This is a genomic window from Nocardioides sp. GXQ0305, assembly GCF_050880345.1.
Classification (GTDB): domain Bacteria; phylum Actinomycetota; class Actinomycetes; order Propionibacteriales; family Nocardioidaceae; genus Nocardioides.
The window spans coordinates 481,345-497,571 of record NZ_JBNYXG010000001.1; the positions used below are offsets into that span (position 1 = coordinate 481,345).

Here is a 16,227-nt window from a genome sequence, read left to right on the forward strand (position 1 = left end):
CAGTTGTGAGTGAGCGCTCACTCACTTAGGCTGGCGGGGTGACCCCGCGCGCCACCCCCCTCACGCCCGACGAGCGCCGGGCCGCTCTCGTCGAGGCCACCGTCCCGCTGCTGTTCCAGCACGGGCGGGCCGTCACCACCCGGCTGATCGCCGAGGCGGCCGGGGTCGCCGAGGGCACGATCTTCCGGGCCTTCGACTCCAAGGAGGCCCTGATCGACGCCGCGGTCGACAGCGCCATCGCGCCGACGGCCTACGAGGCACGGCTGCGCGAGATCGACCTCGACGCCCCCCTCCACGAGCGGCTGGAGGCGCTGGTCGCCGCCATGCAGCAGCGCTTCTCCCGGATCTTCCTGCTCATGGACAAGCTCGGCATGGCGGCGCCGGAGAAGGAACGGCGGCGCGAGTTCCGGGAGCGCTGGGAGGCCCGGCTGCAGCCCCTGGTGCGCGACGTGCTCGGCGACGACGCCGCCCGGCTCCGGGTCGACCCGGACCGCGCCCTGCAGATCATCCGGCTGCTCACCTTCTCGGGGTCACACCCCGCCATCTCCCACGGGCAGCCGATGACGCCGTCCGAGATCGTCGACGTGCTGCTGCACGGGATGCTGGAGGCCGACTGATGCTGGTCCGGCTGCTGCGCGAGCACCTGGCGACGTACCGGAGGCCGCTGGGCGCCGTGGTGGCGCTCCAGTTCGTGGGCGTCGTCGCGATGCTCTACCTGCCGAAGCTGAACGCCGACATCATCGACGACGGCATCGCGACCGGTGACACCGGCCGGATCGGGGAGCTCGGCGGCGTCATGCTCGCGGTCTCGCTGGTCCAGATCGTCTGCTCGGTGCTCGCCGTCCGGCTGGGGGCGCGGACGGCGATGGGTCTGGGTCGCGACCTGCGGGCCGAGCTGTTCCGGCGGGTCGGCACCTTCTCGACCCGGGAGGTGCAGCACTTCGGGGCGCCGTCGCTGATCACCCGCACGACGAACGACGTCACGCAGGTGCAGATGCTCGTGCTGATGTCGTGCACGATGGCCGTCGCGGCGCCGATCATGATGGTCGGCGGCGTGCTGATGGCGCTGCGCGTCGACGCCGGCCTCAGCTGGGCCCTGCTGGTCGTCGTGCCCGCGCTGTTCGTCGCCGTCGGGCTGGTCGTGAGCCGGATGATCCCGTACTCCCGCCAGCAGCAGCCCCGGATCGACGAGGTCAACCGGGTCCTGCGCGAGCAGATCACCGGCATCCGGGTGGTCCGGGCGTTCGTGCGCGAACGCCACGAGGTGGACCGCTTCCACCGGGCCAACGACGACCTCACCGAGGTCGCACTCCGGGTGGGCCGCTGGATGATGACGCTGTTCCCGCTGGTGATGGTGGTCGTCAACGTCAGCAGCGTCGCCGTCCTCTGGGTCGGCGCCCACCGGGTCGATGCGGGCCTGATGGAGGTCGGCCCGCTCACCGCGTTCCTCTCCTACCTGATGCAGATCCTGATGTCGGTGATGATGGCGACGTTCATGCTGATGCTGACGCCCCGGGCCGCCGTGTGCGCCGACCGGATCGCCGAGGTGCTCGGCACCGAGACCTCGGTGACGCCGCCCGCCGACCCGCAACGACCGGACCCGTCCCGTCGTGGGCACCTCGACGTCCGCGCGGCGACGTTCGCCTACCCGGGCGCCGAGGAACCGGTGCTCTCCGAGGTGTCGTTCGAGGCCCGGCCGGGCCAGACGGTCGCGGTCGTCGGCTCCACCGGCGCGGGCAAGTCGACGCTGGTCAACCTGGTGCCGCGCCTGTTCGACGTCACCGGTGGGTCGGTCGCGGTGGGCGGCGTCGACGTCCGCGACCTGGAGCCCGAGGCGCTCTGGGCGGAGCTCGGTCTGGTCCCGCAGCGGGCCTACCTGTTCTCCGGGACCGTGCGCAGCAACCTCGAGCACGGTCGCGCCGGTGCCACCGACGACCAGCTGTGGGAGGCGCTCGACGTCGCCCAGGCCCGCGACTTCGTCGAGGCCCTCGACGAGGGGCTGGACGCCCCCGTGGCCCAGGGCGGGACCAACTTCTCCGGCGGCCAGCGGCAACGGCTCGCCATCGCCCGCGCGCTCGTACGCCGCCCCGCGATCTACCTGTTCGACGACAGCTTCTCCGCGCTCGACCTCGCGACCGATGCCCGGCTCCGGGCCGCGCTGCGACCACGGACCACCGACGCCACCGTGCTGATCGTGGCGCAGCGGGTGTCCACCATCCGCGACGCCGACCTGATCCTGGTGCTGGAGGACGGCCGGGTCGTCGGCCGCGGCCGGCACGACGAGCTGCTGGAGTCGTGCGCGACCTACCGCGAGATCGTCGAGTCGCAGCTCACCACGGAGGCCGCAGCATGAGCGCCCCCGCCACGGACAAGTCGAAGGGCTTCCGCGCCACCGAGCGGATCCAGGCCGGGCCCGGCCCGGGCCGCGGCCCGATGGGCGGCGGCATGGTCGGGCAGAAGGCCATGGACTTCACCCCGTCCGCCCGCCGCCTGGTCGGCCGGCTGCGCCCCGACCGGTTCAAGGTCGCGCTGGTCCTGGGCCTGACCGTGGTCAGCGTCGCCCTGATGTCCTATGGGCCGCGGGTGCTCGGCACGGCGACCGACCTGATCTTCGCCGGCTACCTCGGGCGCCGGCTGCCCGAGGGAACGACGCGCGACCAGGCCGTCGAGGCGCTCCGGTCCCGGGGTGAGGAGCGGCTGGGCGACGTGCTGGCCGGAGCCCCGCACGTGGTGCCCGGCCAGGGCATCGACTTCGACGCTCTCCGGTCGGTGCTGCTGCTCGCGCTGGCGATCTACGTCGTCGCGATGCTGATGTCGTGGTGCGGCGGCCTGCTGCTCAACAGCGCGGTCCAGAACACGGTCCGGACGCTGCGCGACGACGTGGAGGCCAAGATCCACCGGCTGCCGCTGTCCTACTTCGACCGCTCGCCCCGCGGCGAGCTGCTCAGCCGGGTCACCAACGACATCGACAACATCAGCCAGTCGCTGCAGCAGACGATGAGCCAGCTGCTCAACTCCCTGCTCACCGTGTTCGCCGTGCTCGGCATGATGCTGTGGATCTCGCCCCTCCTGGCCCTCGTGGCGCTCGCGACGGTGCCGGTGTCGCTGCTGGTGACGCGGGCGATTATGACGCGCAGCCAGGGCCAGTTCATCGCGCAGTGGCGGCGTACCGGCACCCTCAACGCCCAGATCGAGGAGGCGTTCTCGGGGCACGCCCTGGTGAGCGTCTACGGCCGCCGGGAGGAGGTGGAGCGGGCGTTCGCCGAGGAGAACGACGAGCTGTTCGAGGTCAGCTTCGGGGCCCAGTTCATGTCCGGCCTGATCATGCCGGCGATGATGTTCCTCGGGAACGTCAACTACGTGCTGGTGGCGGTCGTCGGCGCGCTCCGGGTCGCGAGCGGGGCGCTGACGCTCGGCGAGGTGCAGGCGTTCGTGCAGTACACCCGGCAGTTCACCCAGCCGCTCACCCAGGTCGCGTCGATGATGAACCTGCTCCAGAGCGGGGTCGCCTCCGCCGAGCGGGTCTTCGAGCTGCTCGACGCCGAGGAGGAGCCGGACGCGGCGGCCGAGCCCGGCACCGCACCCGTGCGCCGGGGCGAGGTCGCCTTCGAGCACGTCTCCTTCCGCTACGAGCCGGAGCGGCCGCTGATCGAGGACCTGTCACTGGTGGCCCGGCCCGGCCAGACGGTGGCCATCGTCGGCCCGACCGGGGCCGGCAAGACCACGCTGGTCAACCTGGTGATGCGGTTCTACGACCTCGACGCCGGCCGGATCACCCTTGACGGAGTCGACATCACCCGGATGCCGCGCGCGACGCTGCGCAGCCAGGTCGGGATGGTGCTCCAGGACACCTGGCTGTTCGAGGGCACGATCCGCGACAACCTGGCCTACGGCCGGCCGGACGCGATCGACGACGAGATCGTCGAGGCTGCGCGCGCCACCTACGTCGACCGGTTCGTCCACTCGCTCCCCGACGGCTACGACACCGTGATCGACGAGGAGGGGTCCAACCTGTCGGCCGGCGAGCGGCAGCTGGTCACGATCGCCCGGGCGTTCCTCACCCAGCCGGCGCTGCTGATCCTGGACGAGGCGACGTCGTCGGTCGACACCCGCACCGAGGTGCTGGTGCAGCGGGCGATGGCGGCGCTGCGCGCCGACCGGACGTCGTTCGTGATCGCCCACCGGCTGTCCACGATCCGTGACGCCGACCTGATCCTGGTCATGGAGGACGGCGCGATCGTGGAGCAGGGCACCCACGACGAGCTGCTGGTCGCCGACGGTGCCTACGCCCGGTTGCACGCCTCCCAGTTCACCCAGCCGATGGCCGAGGCCGACGCCGGTGCGCCCGCCTAGGGCACGCACGGAAATTTCCTTGAAGGCGCTTGGGGGCGGGCCGTAGCGTGAGGGCACACGGGAAAGGAGGTGGTCCGAGGAATGAATTCTTCCAGGACGCGTGAGGTGGCTGCCCGCTAGCAGCCAGTAGCAACGGTCGGGCGGAAGCGCCCGGCCCGGCTGCTGACGAATCCACAGCAGTCACCCGGCCCGCAGGTGATCCGGAGCACGTCCCTCCGGAGGGGTGCCGCCGTACGGCGTGCGCCGCACCTGCGGGTCGTTCTCATTGTTCACGGATCGCATGGCGAGGGAATATAGTTGCCAAAGTCAACTGTTCTGTCGTCGTGAATCGAGACTCCGTGACCCCGGCACCTCCCTCCGCGCCCGTCCCGTCCCCCGCACCCGCCGCGTCGGCGGAGCAGTCGGGGACGATGTCGCACCGCGAGGTGCTCGAGGCCCTCAGCGGCCTGCTGCTCGCGATGTTCGTGGCCATGCTGTCGAGCACCGTGGTGTCCAACGCGCTGCCGGTGATCGTGGCCGACCTCGGGGGCAGCCAGACCGGCTACACCTGGGTCGTCGTCGCCACGCTGCTGACGATGACCGCGACCACGCCGATCTGGGGCAAGCTGTCCGACCTGTTCAGCAAGAAGCTGCTGGTGCAGACCGCGCTGGTCATCTTCTCCGCCGGCTCGCTGGTCGCCGGGTTCGCCCCCTCGATGGAGGTGCTGATCGGTGCTCGCGCCTTCCAGGGCCTCGGGGTCGGCGGTCTGACCGCCCTGGTCCAGGTGGTGATCGCCAGCATGGTGAGCCCGCGCGAGCGCGGCCGGTACGCCGGCTACGTGGGCGCCACCTTCGCCCTCGCCACCGTCAGCGGGCCGCTCGTGGGCGGCCTGCTGGTGGACACCGTCGGCTGGCGCTGGTGCTTCTACGTCGGGCTGCCGGTCGCACTGCTCGCCTTCGTCGTGCTGCAGAAGACGCTGCACCTGCCGGTCGTGAAGCGCGGGGTGCACATCGACTACCTCGGCGCGACCCTGCTCGTCGGCGGTGTCTCGGTGCTGCTGGTGTGGGTCTCGCTCGCCGGCAACCAGTTCGCCTGGACCTCCGCCACGAGCGCCCTCCTGGTCGCCGTCGGCCTGGTGGTGCTGGCTGCGGCCGTCTTCGTCGAGGTGCGCGTCGCCCGCGAGCCGGTGATCCCGATGCGGCTGTTCCGCGACCGGACGACGTCCCTCGCGACCGCAGCCTCGGTGCTGATCGGCGTCGCGATGTTCGGGTCGACCGTCTACCTCAGCCAGTACTTCCAGCTCTCCCGCGGGATGAGCCCCACCGAGGCCGGCCTGATGTCGATCGCGATGGTCGGTGGGCTGCTCGTGTCCAGCATCGTGTCCGGGCGCCGGATCACCGCCTCGGGCCGGTGGAAGCGCTACCTGGTCGGGGGCATGGCCCTGGTGATCGTCGGGCTGGCGCTGCTGGCCACCATCGACCACACCACCTCGCTGGTGCTGGTCGGCGGCTTCATGGCGGTGCTGGGGCTCGGGCTCGGCGCGACCATGCAGAACCTGGTGCTGGCGGTGCAGAACAACACCGCGCAGTCGGACATGGGCGCCGCCAGCTCGGTCGTGGCATTCTTCCGATCGATGGGAGGCTCGATCGGTGTCTCGGCGCTGGGAGCCGTGCTCAGCCACCAGGTCGCCGACACCGTGGCCTCGGGGCTGGCACGGCTGGGCATCGCTGCGTCCGGAGAGCAGGAGAGCCACGCGATCCCGGACCTGTCGACGCTGCCGGAGCCGGTCCGGGCGCTGTTCGAGCAGGCCTTCGGCGACGCGACCGGCCACCTGTTCCTGGTGGCGCTGCCGTTCGCGGTGCTGGCCTTCGGCTGCGTGCTGCTGATCCGCGAGGTCCCCCTCCGCACCACCATCCTCCGCGAGGACGAGCTGCACCCCGAGGCGGCCGCCGAGCTCGTCGAGGGCGGGGCCCGGCAGTGACCACGTCGGGCCCGTCCGGCCGCGACGCCGCACTGCGCTCGATCGAGCGCGAGGTCGGCGTGCTGCTCCGGCGGGTCCGGCGCGTCATCGGCGTCCGCGCCCGGGCGGTGCACCCCGACCTCCAGCCGGCGTCGTACCTCCTGCTCGCGCACCTGGAGGAGCGTGGGCCCTCCCGGTCCTCCTCGGTCGTCGACGAGCTGGGCATCGACAAGGGCGCAGTGAGCCGTCAGATCACCCACCTGGTCGAGCTGGGCCTCCTCGAGCGCACCCCCGACCCGCACGACGGCCGCGCGGTGCTGCTCTCGCTCAGCGACGACGCAGCCGCGCGGCTGGCCCGGGTCCGGGCTGAGCGGAGCGAGAGGTTCGAACGTCGGCTCAGCGGCTTCACCACCACCGAGCTGTCGGCCCTCGCCGACCAGCTGGCGCGCTACAACGCCGCCCTCGACGACTCGGCGTGATCCGGTGGTCCCCCGCGCGGACGCTCAGACCAGCCAGGCAGCGGTGTCGGCGGGCAGCAGCCCGTCCTCGACCGGGGCGCTGGCGATCACGACCTCGCCCTCCGGGAGCGGGACCGGGGTGGAGCCGCAGTTGAGGACGACCGTCAGCCCGTCGCGCCGGAAGGTGAGCACGTCGTTCGCGGCGTCCCCGAGCACGACTTCGGCGCCCAGGTCGAGGGTGTGCTCGCGCCGGGCGCGCAGCGCCGCGCGGTAGAACTCCAGGGTCGAGCCCTCCCGGCCCCACTGCGCGTCGACGCTCAGGTCGGCCCAGTCACCGGGCTGCGGGATCCAGGGCTGGGCGGAGCCGGGACCGAAGCCGTACGGCGGCTGGGAGCCCTCCCACGGCAGCGGGACCCGGCAGCCGTCACGGCCCCGCTCGCCGGTGCGCAGCGAGGCGGGGTCCTGCCAGTGCTCGGGGGCGACGTCGACCTCCTCGAGGCCGAGCTCCTCGCCCTGGTAGAGGTAGGCCGACCCGGGCAGCGCCAGCATCGTCAGCGTCGCGGCGCGGGCCCGGGCAAGGCCGCGGTCACCGCCGCCGTACCGGGTGACGTGGCGGACGACGTCGTGGTTGCTGAGCACCCACGTCGGGGCGGAGCCGACCGGCTGCAGTGCCGTCAGGGTGCCCCGGACGACGTCCGCGAAGGCTGCTGCCGACCACTCGGCCAGCAGCCAGGCGAAGTTGAAGGTCTGGGAGAGCTCGTCGGGACGCACGAAGCGCACCATCGACTCGGCGGTCTGGGTCCACGCCTCGGCGACGGCCATCCGGTCACCGTCGTAGGAGTCGAGGATCTTGCGCCACCGGCGGTAGACGTCGTGCACCTCGGGCTGGTCCCACATCGGCTCGTCGTCGACCGCGCGCTCGACCATCGCGCCCGAGTGGCCGGCGGTCAGGGTGCCGGTCTGGTCGCGCAGGCCCTCCTCCTTGACCAGGCCGTGGGCGACGTCGACCCGGAACCCGTCGACGCCGCGGTCGAGCCAGAACCGCAGCACGTCCTCGAACATGTCGCCGACCGCGGGGTTGCGCCAGTCGAGGTCGGGCTGGGTGGTGTCGAAGAGGTGGAGGTACCACTGGCCGTCCTCGACCCGGGTCCACGCGGGGCCACCGAAGACCGAGCGCCAGTTGTTGGGCGGCTCGCTGCCGTCGTCGCCCCTGCCCTCGCGGAAGATGTAGCGGTCGCGCTCGCGGCTGCCGGGGCCCGCGGCCAGCGCGGCCCGGAACCACGCGTGGTCGCTGGAGGTGTGGTTGGGGACCAGGTCGACGATCACCTTGAGCCCCAGCTCGTGGGCGCGCGCGAGCAGGTCGTCCGCGGCCGCGAGGTCGCCGAACAGCGGGTCGACGTCGTAGTAGTCGGCGACGTCGTACCCGTGGTCGTGCTGCGGGCTGGTGTAGAAGGGCGTCAGCCAGACCGCGTCGACCCCGAGGTCGCGCATGTAGGGGAGCCGGCTGGTGATGCCGGCGAGGTCGCCGACGCCGTCGCCGTCGGAGTCGGCGAAGCTGCGGACGTAGATCTGGTAGGTGACCGCGCTGTGCCACCACACCGCGCCAGACCCCGTTGGATCGTTCCAAGCCATGCGCTCCAGTGTGGTGGTGCGGCGGGTGGGGGTCAATCCGGCGGGGGGCGGTCGGTTTCCCCGCCTGGGCGGGGAAACCGGAGGTTGGCCCGGGAAAGATCCCGAGCCAAGGTCCAGTTTCGGTCGCCCGGCGTGACGGGTGTGGCGCGGGTGACGTCAGCCGCGGAGCCGGTTGAACGCCGCGGGGTCGACGGCGATCCAGACGTGCTCGGCGACGGCGACCACCCGGCCGTCGGCGTCGTAGAGCGGCGCCGCGGTGAACGTCTTGCGACCCTCGCCGCCCCGGGCGCCGCCGACCACGACGTGCCGCTCGCCGACCACGGGAAGGGCGTCGACCCGCGCCGTCATCCGCCCCAGCACCATCGGCCGCTCCTCCAGGTCGCCCGCCCAGCCGCCGACGCAGTCCAGCGAGGCCCAGGTCACCGCCAGCGAGGCACGCCGGTGGTCGTCGGCGTACAGATGCCCTTCGAGACGCTCGCTTCGCTCGCTCCCCAGGAACCACCAGTCCTCGGCGTGGCTCTCGTGCGGCGTCCAGGTCGAGGCGACCCGCACCCGGCCCTCGCGGTCGTCGGCGACCCTGCCGGGGAAGATCCGCAGCCCGTCGCCCTCCGCCCGGTCGGGTCCGCAGGCGAAGCAGGTGGGGAACGGGTGGGTCCTCAGACCGGCGTACGACGCCGTCGCGGCGGCCGCCTCGTCCTGCGACACCGCCTCCACCTCACGCAGGGGACCGTCGACCAGCTCGGCCGCGGCGACGACGCCCTCGTCGTCGGCCGCAACCCCGTCGCTGACCGGCAGCGGCCTGTCGAGCGGCGGCGGACGCCGCAGGGTGATCCTCACCGGCGGCCACCCCGCTGCGTGGTCGGCGTCGTGGACCAGGCCGGCGAGGGTCCCGGCGGTCCAGCCGCCGTTGCCGGACGCGGCCGGGCCGTTGAAGCGGGCGGGGACGAGCAGCTCGGTCACCGTCGGATCCGTTCCCACCGCGCCAGCGCCTCGCGGCGCTCCTCGGCGTGGTCGACGATCGGGTCGACCGGCTCGTGCGGGTCCTCCGCGTCGGCCAGCTCGGGCACCCAGGCCCGGACGTAAGCACCGTCGGGGTCGAACTTGCGGCCCTGGCTGACCGGGTTGAACACCCGGAAGTACGGCGCCGCGTCGGTGCCGCACCCGGCCGTCCACTGCCAGCCGTGCTGGTTGGAGGCGAGGTCGCCGTCGACCAGCCACTGCATGAAGTGGCGGGCGCCGTGCTGCCACTCCAGGTGCAGGTCCTTGACCAGGAAGCTCGCCACGATCATCCGGACCCGGTTGTGCATCCAGCCGGTCGCCCGCAGCTGTCGCATCCCGGCGTCGACGACGGGGAAGCCGGTGCGGCCCTGCTTCCAGCGGTCCAGCTGGTGACCGGGCTCGTCGTAGTCCATCTTCGCGAACTCCGGCTTGAGGTAGTCACGGGCGGTGTCGGGCCGCTGGTGGAGCACGTCCGCGTAGAACTCCCGCCAGGCCAGCTCGTTGCGGTAGCTGGTCGCACCCTTCGAGGTCCGGCCGCTCAGGTCGGCCAGCATGGTGCGGGGGTGGATCTCGCCCCACTTGAGGTGGACGCTCATGTGGGAGGTCCCGGGCACCCCGGGCCGGTCGCGGTCGCGCTCGTAGTCACCCAGCCGGTCGTCGAGGAACGACTGCCAGCGCCGTCGCGCAGCCGCCTCGCCCGCGGTCGGCAGCGACAGTCCGTCGGGTCGCGCGAGGTCCGGGACGTCGGTCGTGTCGTCGACGGTCAGGAAGTCGACCCCGCGAGGCGGATCGACCGGCCCGCGCCACCCGTGTGCCGCCCAGGCCCGGCTGAACGGCGTGAACACGGCGTACGGCGTGCCGTCGTCCTTGGTCACCCGGTCCGGCGCGACGGCGTAGGGGGAGCCGGTGCGGACCAGCTCGATGTCGTGCTCGGCGAGCGCCGCGGCGACCGCCTCGTCGCGCCTGCTGCCGTAGGGGCCGTAGTCGGCGGCGACGTGCACCCGCTCCGCGCCGACCGCCCGCGCGGCGAGCACGACGCGGCGTACCGGGTCGCCCCGCACGACCTGCAGCCCGCCGCTGCCGCCCTTCCGGTCGCGGATCGCGGCGTCGAGGGCGCGCAGCGAGTCGCCGAGGTAGAGCCGGCGGGAGATGCCGGCCGGGCCCCAGAGGGCGGGGTCGAGCACGAACAGGGGGAGCACCGCGCCGTCAGCCGCCGCCTCCACCAGGGCCGGGTTGTCGCCGAGCCGCAGGTCCCGCCGGAACCACATCACCGCCGTCATCGGCACCCACTCTGTCACCCGCCACGGGACCGTCGGTACGCCCGGAGAGGCGAGCGGCTGGCCCGATGGGTGAGAATGCAGACGTGAGCGACCTGATCGACACCACCGAGATGTACCTGCGGACCATCTACGAGCTGATCGAGGAGGGCATCACCCCCCTGCGCGCCCGGATCGCCGAGCGGCTGCACCAGAGCGGTCCCACGGTGTCGCAGACGGTCGCCCGGATGGAGCGCGACGGCCTGCTCACGGTCGAGGGCGACCGGCACCTCGAGCTGACCGACGAGGGACTGCGGCTGGCCACCCGGGTGATGCGCAAGCACCGGCTCGCCGAGCGGCTGCTGGTCGACGTGATCGGCCTCGACTGGGAGCTGGTCCACGCCGAGGCGTGCCGGTGGGAGCACGTGATGTCCGAGACCGTCGAGCGCCGGCTGGTCGACCTGCTCGACCACCCGACCGAGTCACCGTACGGCAACCCGATCCCCGGCCTCGACGAGTTCGGCGAGCCCGAGCCGGGCGAGGAGTACCTCGAGGGCCTCAGCCCGCTGTCCCAGGTGGCGGTCGACGACGACGCGCGGGTGCTGATCCGGCGGATCTCGGAGGAGATGCAGAAGGACGAGCTGCTGATGGGCGCGCTGCGCCGGGTCGGAGCGCTGCCCGACAAGGCGGTGACCGTGGCCCGCACCGACGAGGGCGTGCTGGTCGGCTCCGGCGGTGAGACCGCCGAGATCTTCCCCGAGGCGGCCGACCACATCTTCGTGCGGGTGCTCTGACCTCACGCCGCCAGGGCGGTGAGGAACTCGCTGCAGCCGGCGTCGACCCGGTACGTCGCGTGCTCGTCGCCGCGGGTCGTGCCGCGGTTGACGATGACGACGGGGGTGCCGGCCTTGGCGGCGCGCTTGACGAACCGCAGCCCGCTCATCACCGCGAGCGACGACCCCGCGACGAGCAGGACGCCGTCGTGGGCCACGAGCCTGTCGACGGCGTCGTAGCAGCGGGCGACCCGGTCGGCCGGGACGTTCTCGCCGAAGAACACGACGTCGGGCTTGAGCACCCCGCCGCACGCCTCGCAGCCGGCGACCCGGAACGACGACCAGTCCACGAGGTCGACGTCGCCGTCGGGGCGCAGCGCGAGGTCGGCGTGGGCCTCGGCCCAGCCGGGGTTCAGGTCGGCCAGTCGCCGCTCCAGCCCGGTGCGCGCCGACGTACGGCGGCAGTCGAGGCAGACCACGTCGGACAGGCGCCCGTGCAGCGCCACCAGGTGCCGCGAGCCGGCCGCCTCGTGCAGCCCGTCGACGTTCTGGGTGATCAGCAGCTCGGGGTCCAGCGTTGCCAGCGCCCGGTGCCCGGGGTTGGGCGCGGCTTCGGAGAACCGGCCGAAGCCGGTGTGGACCCGGGCCCAGTAGCGCTGCCGCGCCTCCGGTCCGGACACGAACTGCTGGTAGGTCATCGGCTGCCGCCGCGGGGTCCCCGGACCGCGGTAGTCGGGGATCCCGGAGTCGGTCGACAGCCCGGCGCCCGTGAGCACGACCAGCGGCCGCCCCCGGAGCAGCGTCAGCGCCGGCTCCAGGGTGTCTTCGGGCGCGAGCGTCATCGGGCGTAGCGGGCCTCGGCGCGGGCGCGGCGCTTGGCGGCCTCCACCTCGCGGTCCTTGGGCGGGGCGGTCGTCACCAGGTCGTCGAGCAGGTGCCGGGTGATGTGGGCGATCTCGGCGACCGCCCGGTCGAAGGCGGCCTGGTTGGCCTGCGACGGGCGGGTCGAGCCGCTGACCTTGCGGACGAACTGCAGCGCGGCGGCCGTCACCTCGTCGTCGGTCGCCGGCGGCGCGAAGTTGTGGAGCGGGCGGATGTTGCGGCACATGCCCCGAGCGTACGTCGCCCCGCCGGCCCGGCGCGCGGCTCAGGAGCGGAAGAGCTCGACGTCGTCGGCGGTCACCAGCACCACCCGCCCGTCGGGCAGCGGGACCAGCCGCACCTGGCTGACGTCCGCGCCTTGCTCGACCTCGACCATCCGGTTCGAGAGCGAGCCGCCGGACACCTCGAGCACCGAGACCCAGCCGGTCGTCCCGGTCCAGCCCTGCGTGACCACGGTGAGCGCCGTCTGCTGCTCCGGCAGCCAGGTGAACTGGCGCGGGTCGGTGGCGGCGGCCGCCGTGCTCGCCTTCCGGTAGCGGACGACGTCGGTCTGCCGCGGGTCACCGAGGTCGGAGACGTCGAAGAGCGCCGCCTGCGCCCCGCGCAGCATCCCCGACGTCGAGGCGTCCTGGCCCATCCCGATCAGCCGCTGCTCCGAGATCGGGTGGAGGTACTCCGAGAAGCCGGGGATCTTCAGCTCGCCCAGGAGGCGGGGGTCGTCGGGGTCGGTGATGTCGACGGGGTAGAGCGGGTCGACCTGCCGGAAGGTGACGACGATCGCGAGGTCGTCGAACCAGCGGACGGACTTGATGTCCTCGCCGACGCCGAGCCTGTCGACGCGGCCGACCTCCTCGAGGACGTCGCCCTCCTCGCGCAGGGTGAGGACCGAGTTGAAGTTGCCGGTCTCGGCGCTCGGTCCCACGGCGAGCCGCAGCACGCCGTCGTGCTCGTCCATCGACCACCGGTCTGCCAGCACGCCGTCGACGACGCCGCTCGCGACGTACGCCGCGGAGTCGCCGTCCAGCGCGAAGGCGTGGATCCGGCTGCGCCCGGACTCCTGCGGCGGCACCGACCAGGGGCGGCCGACCGGCGGCGCAGGCACGACGTCGACGCAACAGGGCCAGGTCGAGACGTCGCTGGTGGCGAGGTAGAGCCGGATGGCGGACACGTAGGCGAGCCGGGTGTCGGTCGCGACGCCGATCGCGGTCGCGTCGCCGGGGTCGTCGGCGTCGAAGCCGACGACGGCCATGGTGCCGAGGGCGGCGTCGTCGCGCGGCACGGTGACCTGGCTGCAGTCGAGGAGCTGCTCGCTGCCGGTCGTGGCGCCGTCCTCGGCGTACGTCGTCACCGTGGGCAGCCAGTCGGTGATCTCCGAGGCCTCGACGATCGCCTGGTTCTTCCGCCGCGCCTCCTCGGTCTGCCACCAGGAGTCGGAGTCGCCGAAGCCGGGGGTCACGAAGTCGAGGTCCGGGAGCCCGGAGCCGAGCACCAGCCGCACCACGTCGTCGTGCTGCACCGCCCTCACCAGCCCTGCGTCGTAACCGCGGTGGTCCACCAGCACCGGCGTGGCCGGGTCGGACACGTCGTAGGTCAGCACCCGCGTCTCCCGGGCGTGCGTCCCGTCGGCGGTGGTGCCGGTGACCACCAGGGTGTCGCCCGCGAGCAGCAGCTCGGGCTCGGGGACGTCGGCGGGGAGGTCGGTGTCGCCCAGCCGTACGGGATCCGCGCCCGAGACGTCGTAGGCGAGGAGCTCACCGTCGCGCACCCGGACCAGCAGCTCGCCGTCGGTCTTCACCACGTCCGGCTCGTCGACACCGGCCTCCTGGACGTTGGTGCCCGTCTCGCTGCTGCCCTGCTCGACGACCCGCGACCCCGCCGCAGGTGCCACCGCGTCCTCCTCGGCCATCCCGACCACCCCGCCGCCCTCCATGGCGGTGTGGACCGGGGAGTCCCAGCCGTACGGCCCGACCCGCTCCACGCCGCGGCGGACGTAGGAGTCGAGCAGGGCGTCGCAGGAGCCCGGCACCGTGAGCGCGGCGTTCGCCAGCCGGAGCGCGGGGTCGACGGGGGAGCCGTCCGGAGGTGGGGGCGCGACGGTGGGCCCCGCACCGCCGGCCACGGCGACGCCGAGCAGGAACGACGCCCCGACGGCGGTGACCCCTGCGGCGGCCAGACCGGCCCTGCCTGCACGCTCCATGACGCTCCTCCTGTGGTCCGTTTCGTGGATGGGACGCCGCCGACCGGCGGTCGGTTCCCGGCTGCGAGGATCCGGGCATGGCCGAGGCTCGGAAGTCCGGACGCGAGTACGACGTCGTGCTGGTGGGCGCGACCGGGTTCACCGGTGGCCTGACGGCCGACTACCTCGCCCGGCACGCGCCGCCGCACCTCCGGTGGGCGCTGGCGGGTCGCGACGCCGGCAAGCTGGCCGCGGTCCGCGACCGGCTCGCGCGCGACCACGACGCCTCGGCCGACCTCGCGCTCCTGCACGCCGACGTCACCGACCCGGCCTCGCTCGCCGACGTCGCCGCCCGGACCCGGGTGCTCGTCACCACGGTCGGTCCCTACCTCACCCACGGAGCGGCCCTGGTCGCCGCCTGCGCCGCTGCCGGCACCGACTACCTCGACCTCACCGGTGAGCCCGAGTTCGTCGACCGGATGTACGTCGAGCACCACGCCACCGCGGTGCGCACCGGCGCCCGCCTCGTGCACGCCTGCGGTTTCGACTCGGTCCCCTACGACCTGGGCGCGTACTTCACGGTGCCCCTGCTGCCGCCCGGCGAGCCGATCACGATGCGCGGGGTGGTGCGCGCCGGCGGGACCCCGTCGGGAGGCACCTTCCACTCCTTCGTGACCGCACTGTCGCGACCGAGGCCCGCGCGGCAGGCGGCCCGCGACCGGCGGTCCGTGGAGGTCCGGCCGAACGGGCGCCGGTCCCGTGCCGTGCCGGGCAAGCCGCACCGGGACCCGCTGCTGGGCTACTGGCTGCTCCCGCTCCCGACCATCGACCCGCTCGTCGTGGCTCGCAGCGGCCGGGCGTTGCCGGCGTACGGGCCGGACTTCCGCTACTCGCACTTCGCGGGCACCCAGACCCTCCGGTACGCTGTCGCGGGCACCGCGACCGTGGTCGGACTGGGCCTGGCGGCCCAGGTGCCGCCGCTCCGGCGCCTCGTGCTGGACCGGGTGCCCCAGGGCGAGGGGCCCGACGAGCGGCGACGCGACCGGTCGTGGTTCACCGTCGACCTGGTCGGCGAGGCGGGTGGCCGCACCGTCCACACCCGGGTCTCGGGTGGCGACCCCGGCTACGGGGAGACCGCCAAGATGCTGGGGGAGTCGGCGCTGTGCCTCGTCCTCGACGACAACCCCGAGTCCGCAGGGCAGGTCACGACGGCGGTCGCCATGGGTGACCGGCTGCTCCACCGGCTGCAGCGCGCCGGGATCCGCTTCGAGGTGGTCCCGGACGGCTTTTGATCCGGTCGCCGTCCACCGAAAGGCAAAATCTTCGTCCTGGTGTTGATCTGACCCCTACCAGCGGCGACGATTCTGGGGACGGTCGGAGGGGTTTCGGCCGTCGGCATGGGGGGATCCACGCCACACGTGCCCTCGCCGCGCCGCCACACCGGTGGAGCGGCGGTGGTGGCCTTCCCGTGTCTGTGGAACGCGGCGGGTGGGTCGAGTCGGGGGGCTAGACCCAACCGTCCGGGGCGGTGGCTGACGAGCCGCTGCCCGCCCAGCGCCATGCGGCTCGACGGATATCCGGCGGGCCGCATGGCGTTCCCGATTTCCGGGCCGCGCCCTGCCACGACGTACGCCCGGAACCGCCCGGATGCAGGTGGTCGACCACCGGCGCTGGACCACTGCGCCGCCCCGGGCAGAGAATCATCCCCAGCCACTCGGGACAGGGGAGGGCCTGTGCGACGCGAACCCGCGGCTCGGC

At 73.1% G+C, this 16,227-nt stretch carries 13 protein-coding genes; 7 read left to right on the forward strand and 6 right to left on the reverse strand.

Annotated elements, in window-relative coordinates; genetic code table 11:
- The first annotated feature begins 38 nt into the window (after nt 1–38).
- From ACQ1X7_RS02365 to ACQ1X7_RS02385, 5 genes are all read left to right on the forward strand, one after another.
- Nucleotides 39–617 carry a TetR/AcrR family transcriptional regulator gene (locus tag ACQ1X7_RS02365; protein WP_432476540.1) on the forward strand — a complete coding sequence of 193 codons (579 nt, stop codon included), beginning with the start codon at nt 39–41 and terminating at the stop codon, nt 615–617.
- Nucleotides 617–2,353 carry an ABC transporter ATP-binding protein gene (locus tag ACQ1X7_RS02370; protein ID WP_432476541.1) on the forward strand — a complete coding sequence of 579 codons (1,737 nt, stop codon included), beginning with the start codon at nt 617–619 and terminating at the stop codon, nt 2,351–2,353. The genes ACQ1X7_RS02365 and ACQ1X7_RS02370 overlap by 1 nt, the downstream gene beginning before the upstream one ends.
- Nucleotides 2,350–4,353 carry an ABC transporter ATP-binding protein gene (locus tag ACQ1X7_RS02375; RefSeq protein WP_432476542.1) on the forward strand — a complete coding sequence of 668 codons (2,004 nt, stop codon included), beginning with the start codon at nt 2,350–2,352 and terminating at the stop codon, nt 4,351–4,353. The genes ACQ1X7_RS02370 and ACQ1X7_RS02375 overlap by 4 nt, the downstream gene beginning before the upstream one ends.
- Nucleotides 4,354–4,763: 410 nt before the next feature.
- Nucleotides 4,764–6,314, forward strand: a complete 1,551-nt coding sequence (locus ACQ1X7_RS02380; protein ID WP_432476543.1) for an MDR family MFS transporter — start codon at nt 4,764–4,766, stop codon at nt 6,312–6,314.
- On the forward strand, nt 6,311–6,772 hold the full coding sequence (locus tag ACQ1X7_RS02385; protein WP_432476544.1) for a MarR family winged helix-turn-helix transcriptional regulator: 462 nt from the start codon (nt 6,311–6,313) through the stop codon (nt 6,770–6,772). The genes ACQ1X7_RS02380 and ACQ1X7_RS02385 overlap by 4 nt, the downstream gene beginning before the upstream one ends.
- Before the next feature lie 24 nt (nt 6,773–6,796).
- Here the strand turns inward: ACQ1X7_RS02385 and ACQ1X7_RS02390 are convergent, their stop codons facing one another.
- The 3 genes from ACQ1X7_RS02390 to ACQ1X7_RS02400 all read right to left on the reverse strand — a co-directional run bounded on the left by ACQ1X7_RS02390 (nt 6,797) and on the right by ACQ1X7_RS02400 (nt 10,662).
- Nucleotides 6,797–8,383 (reverse strand): glycoside hydrolase family 13 protein, encoded by a 1,587-nt coding sequence (locus tag ACQ1X7_RS02390; RefSeq protein WP_432476545.1) that lies wholly within the window; start codon nt 8,381–8,383, stop codon nt 6,797–6,799.
- Nucleotides 8,384–8,539: 156 nt separating this feature from the next.
- A complete protein-coding gene (locus ACQ1X7_RS02395; protein ID WP_432476546.1) occupies nt 8,540–9,343 on the reverse strand; it encodes a hypothetical protein in 804 nt (267 codons plus the stop codon).
- Nucleotides 9,340–10,662: a cryptochrome/photolyase family protein gene (locus ACQ1X7_RS02400; RefSeq protein WP_432476547.1), complete on the reverse strand. Its 1,323-nt coding sequence runs from the start codon at nt 10,660–10,662 to the stop codon at nt 9,340–9,342. The genes ACQ1X7_RS02395 and ACQ1X7_RS02400 overlap by 4 nt, the downstream gene beginning before the upstream one ends.
- A gap of 83 nt (nt 10,663–10,745) precedes the next feature.
- Here ACQ1X7_RS02400 and ACQ1X7_RS02405 point away from each other — a divergent pair, with 83 nt between their 5' ends.
- Nucleotides 10,746–11,432 (forward strand): metal-dependent transcriptional regulator, encoded by a 687-nt coding sequence (locus ACQ1X7_RS02405; RefSeq protein WP_432476548.1) that lies wholly within the window; start codon nt 10,746–10,748, stop codon nt 11,430–11,432.
- 2 nt (nt 11,433–11,434) lie between these two features.
- Here the strand turns inward: ACQ1X7_RS02405 and ACQ1X7_RS02410 are convergent, their stop codons facing one another.
- Genes ACQ1X7_RS02410 through ACQ1X7_RS02420 form a run of 3 tightly spaced genes read right to left on the reverse strand, consistent with a single transcriptional unit; the run spans nt 11,435 to nt 14,490 of the window.
- Complete coding sequence (locus ACQ1X7_RS02410; RefSeq protein ID WP_432476549.1) at nt 11,435–12,253, reverse strand: Sir2 family NAD-dependent protein deacetylase; 819 nt, start codon at nt 12,251–12,253, stop codon at nt 11,435–11,437.
- A complete protein-coding gene (locus ACQ1X7_RS02415; protein ID WP_432476550.1) occupies nt 12,250–12,519 on the reverse strand; it encodes a DUF2277 domain-containing protein in 270 nt (89 codons plus the stop codon). The genes ACQ1X7_RS02410 and ACQ1X7_RS02415 overlap by 4 nt, the downstream gene beginning before the upstream one ends.
- Nucleotides 12,520–12,558: 39 nt before the next feature.
- Nucleotides 12,559–14,490: a beta-propeller domain-containing protein gene (locus ACQ1X7_RS02420; protein ID WP_432476551.1), complete on the reverse strand. Its 1,932-nt coding sequence runs from the start codon at nt 14,488–14,490 to the stop codon at nt 12,559–12,561.
- Nucleotides 14,491–14,567: 77 nt separating this feature from the next.
- Here ACQ1X7_RS02420 and ACQ1X7_RS02425 point away from each other — a divergent pair, with 77 nt between their 5' ends.
- Entirely contained in the window at nt 14,568–15,761 is a 1,194-nt protein-coding gene (locus ACQ1X7_RS02425; RefSeq protein WP_432476552.1) for a saccharopine dehydrogenase family protein, read from the forward strand.
- Nucleotides 15,762–16,227: the final 466 nt, after the last annotated feature.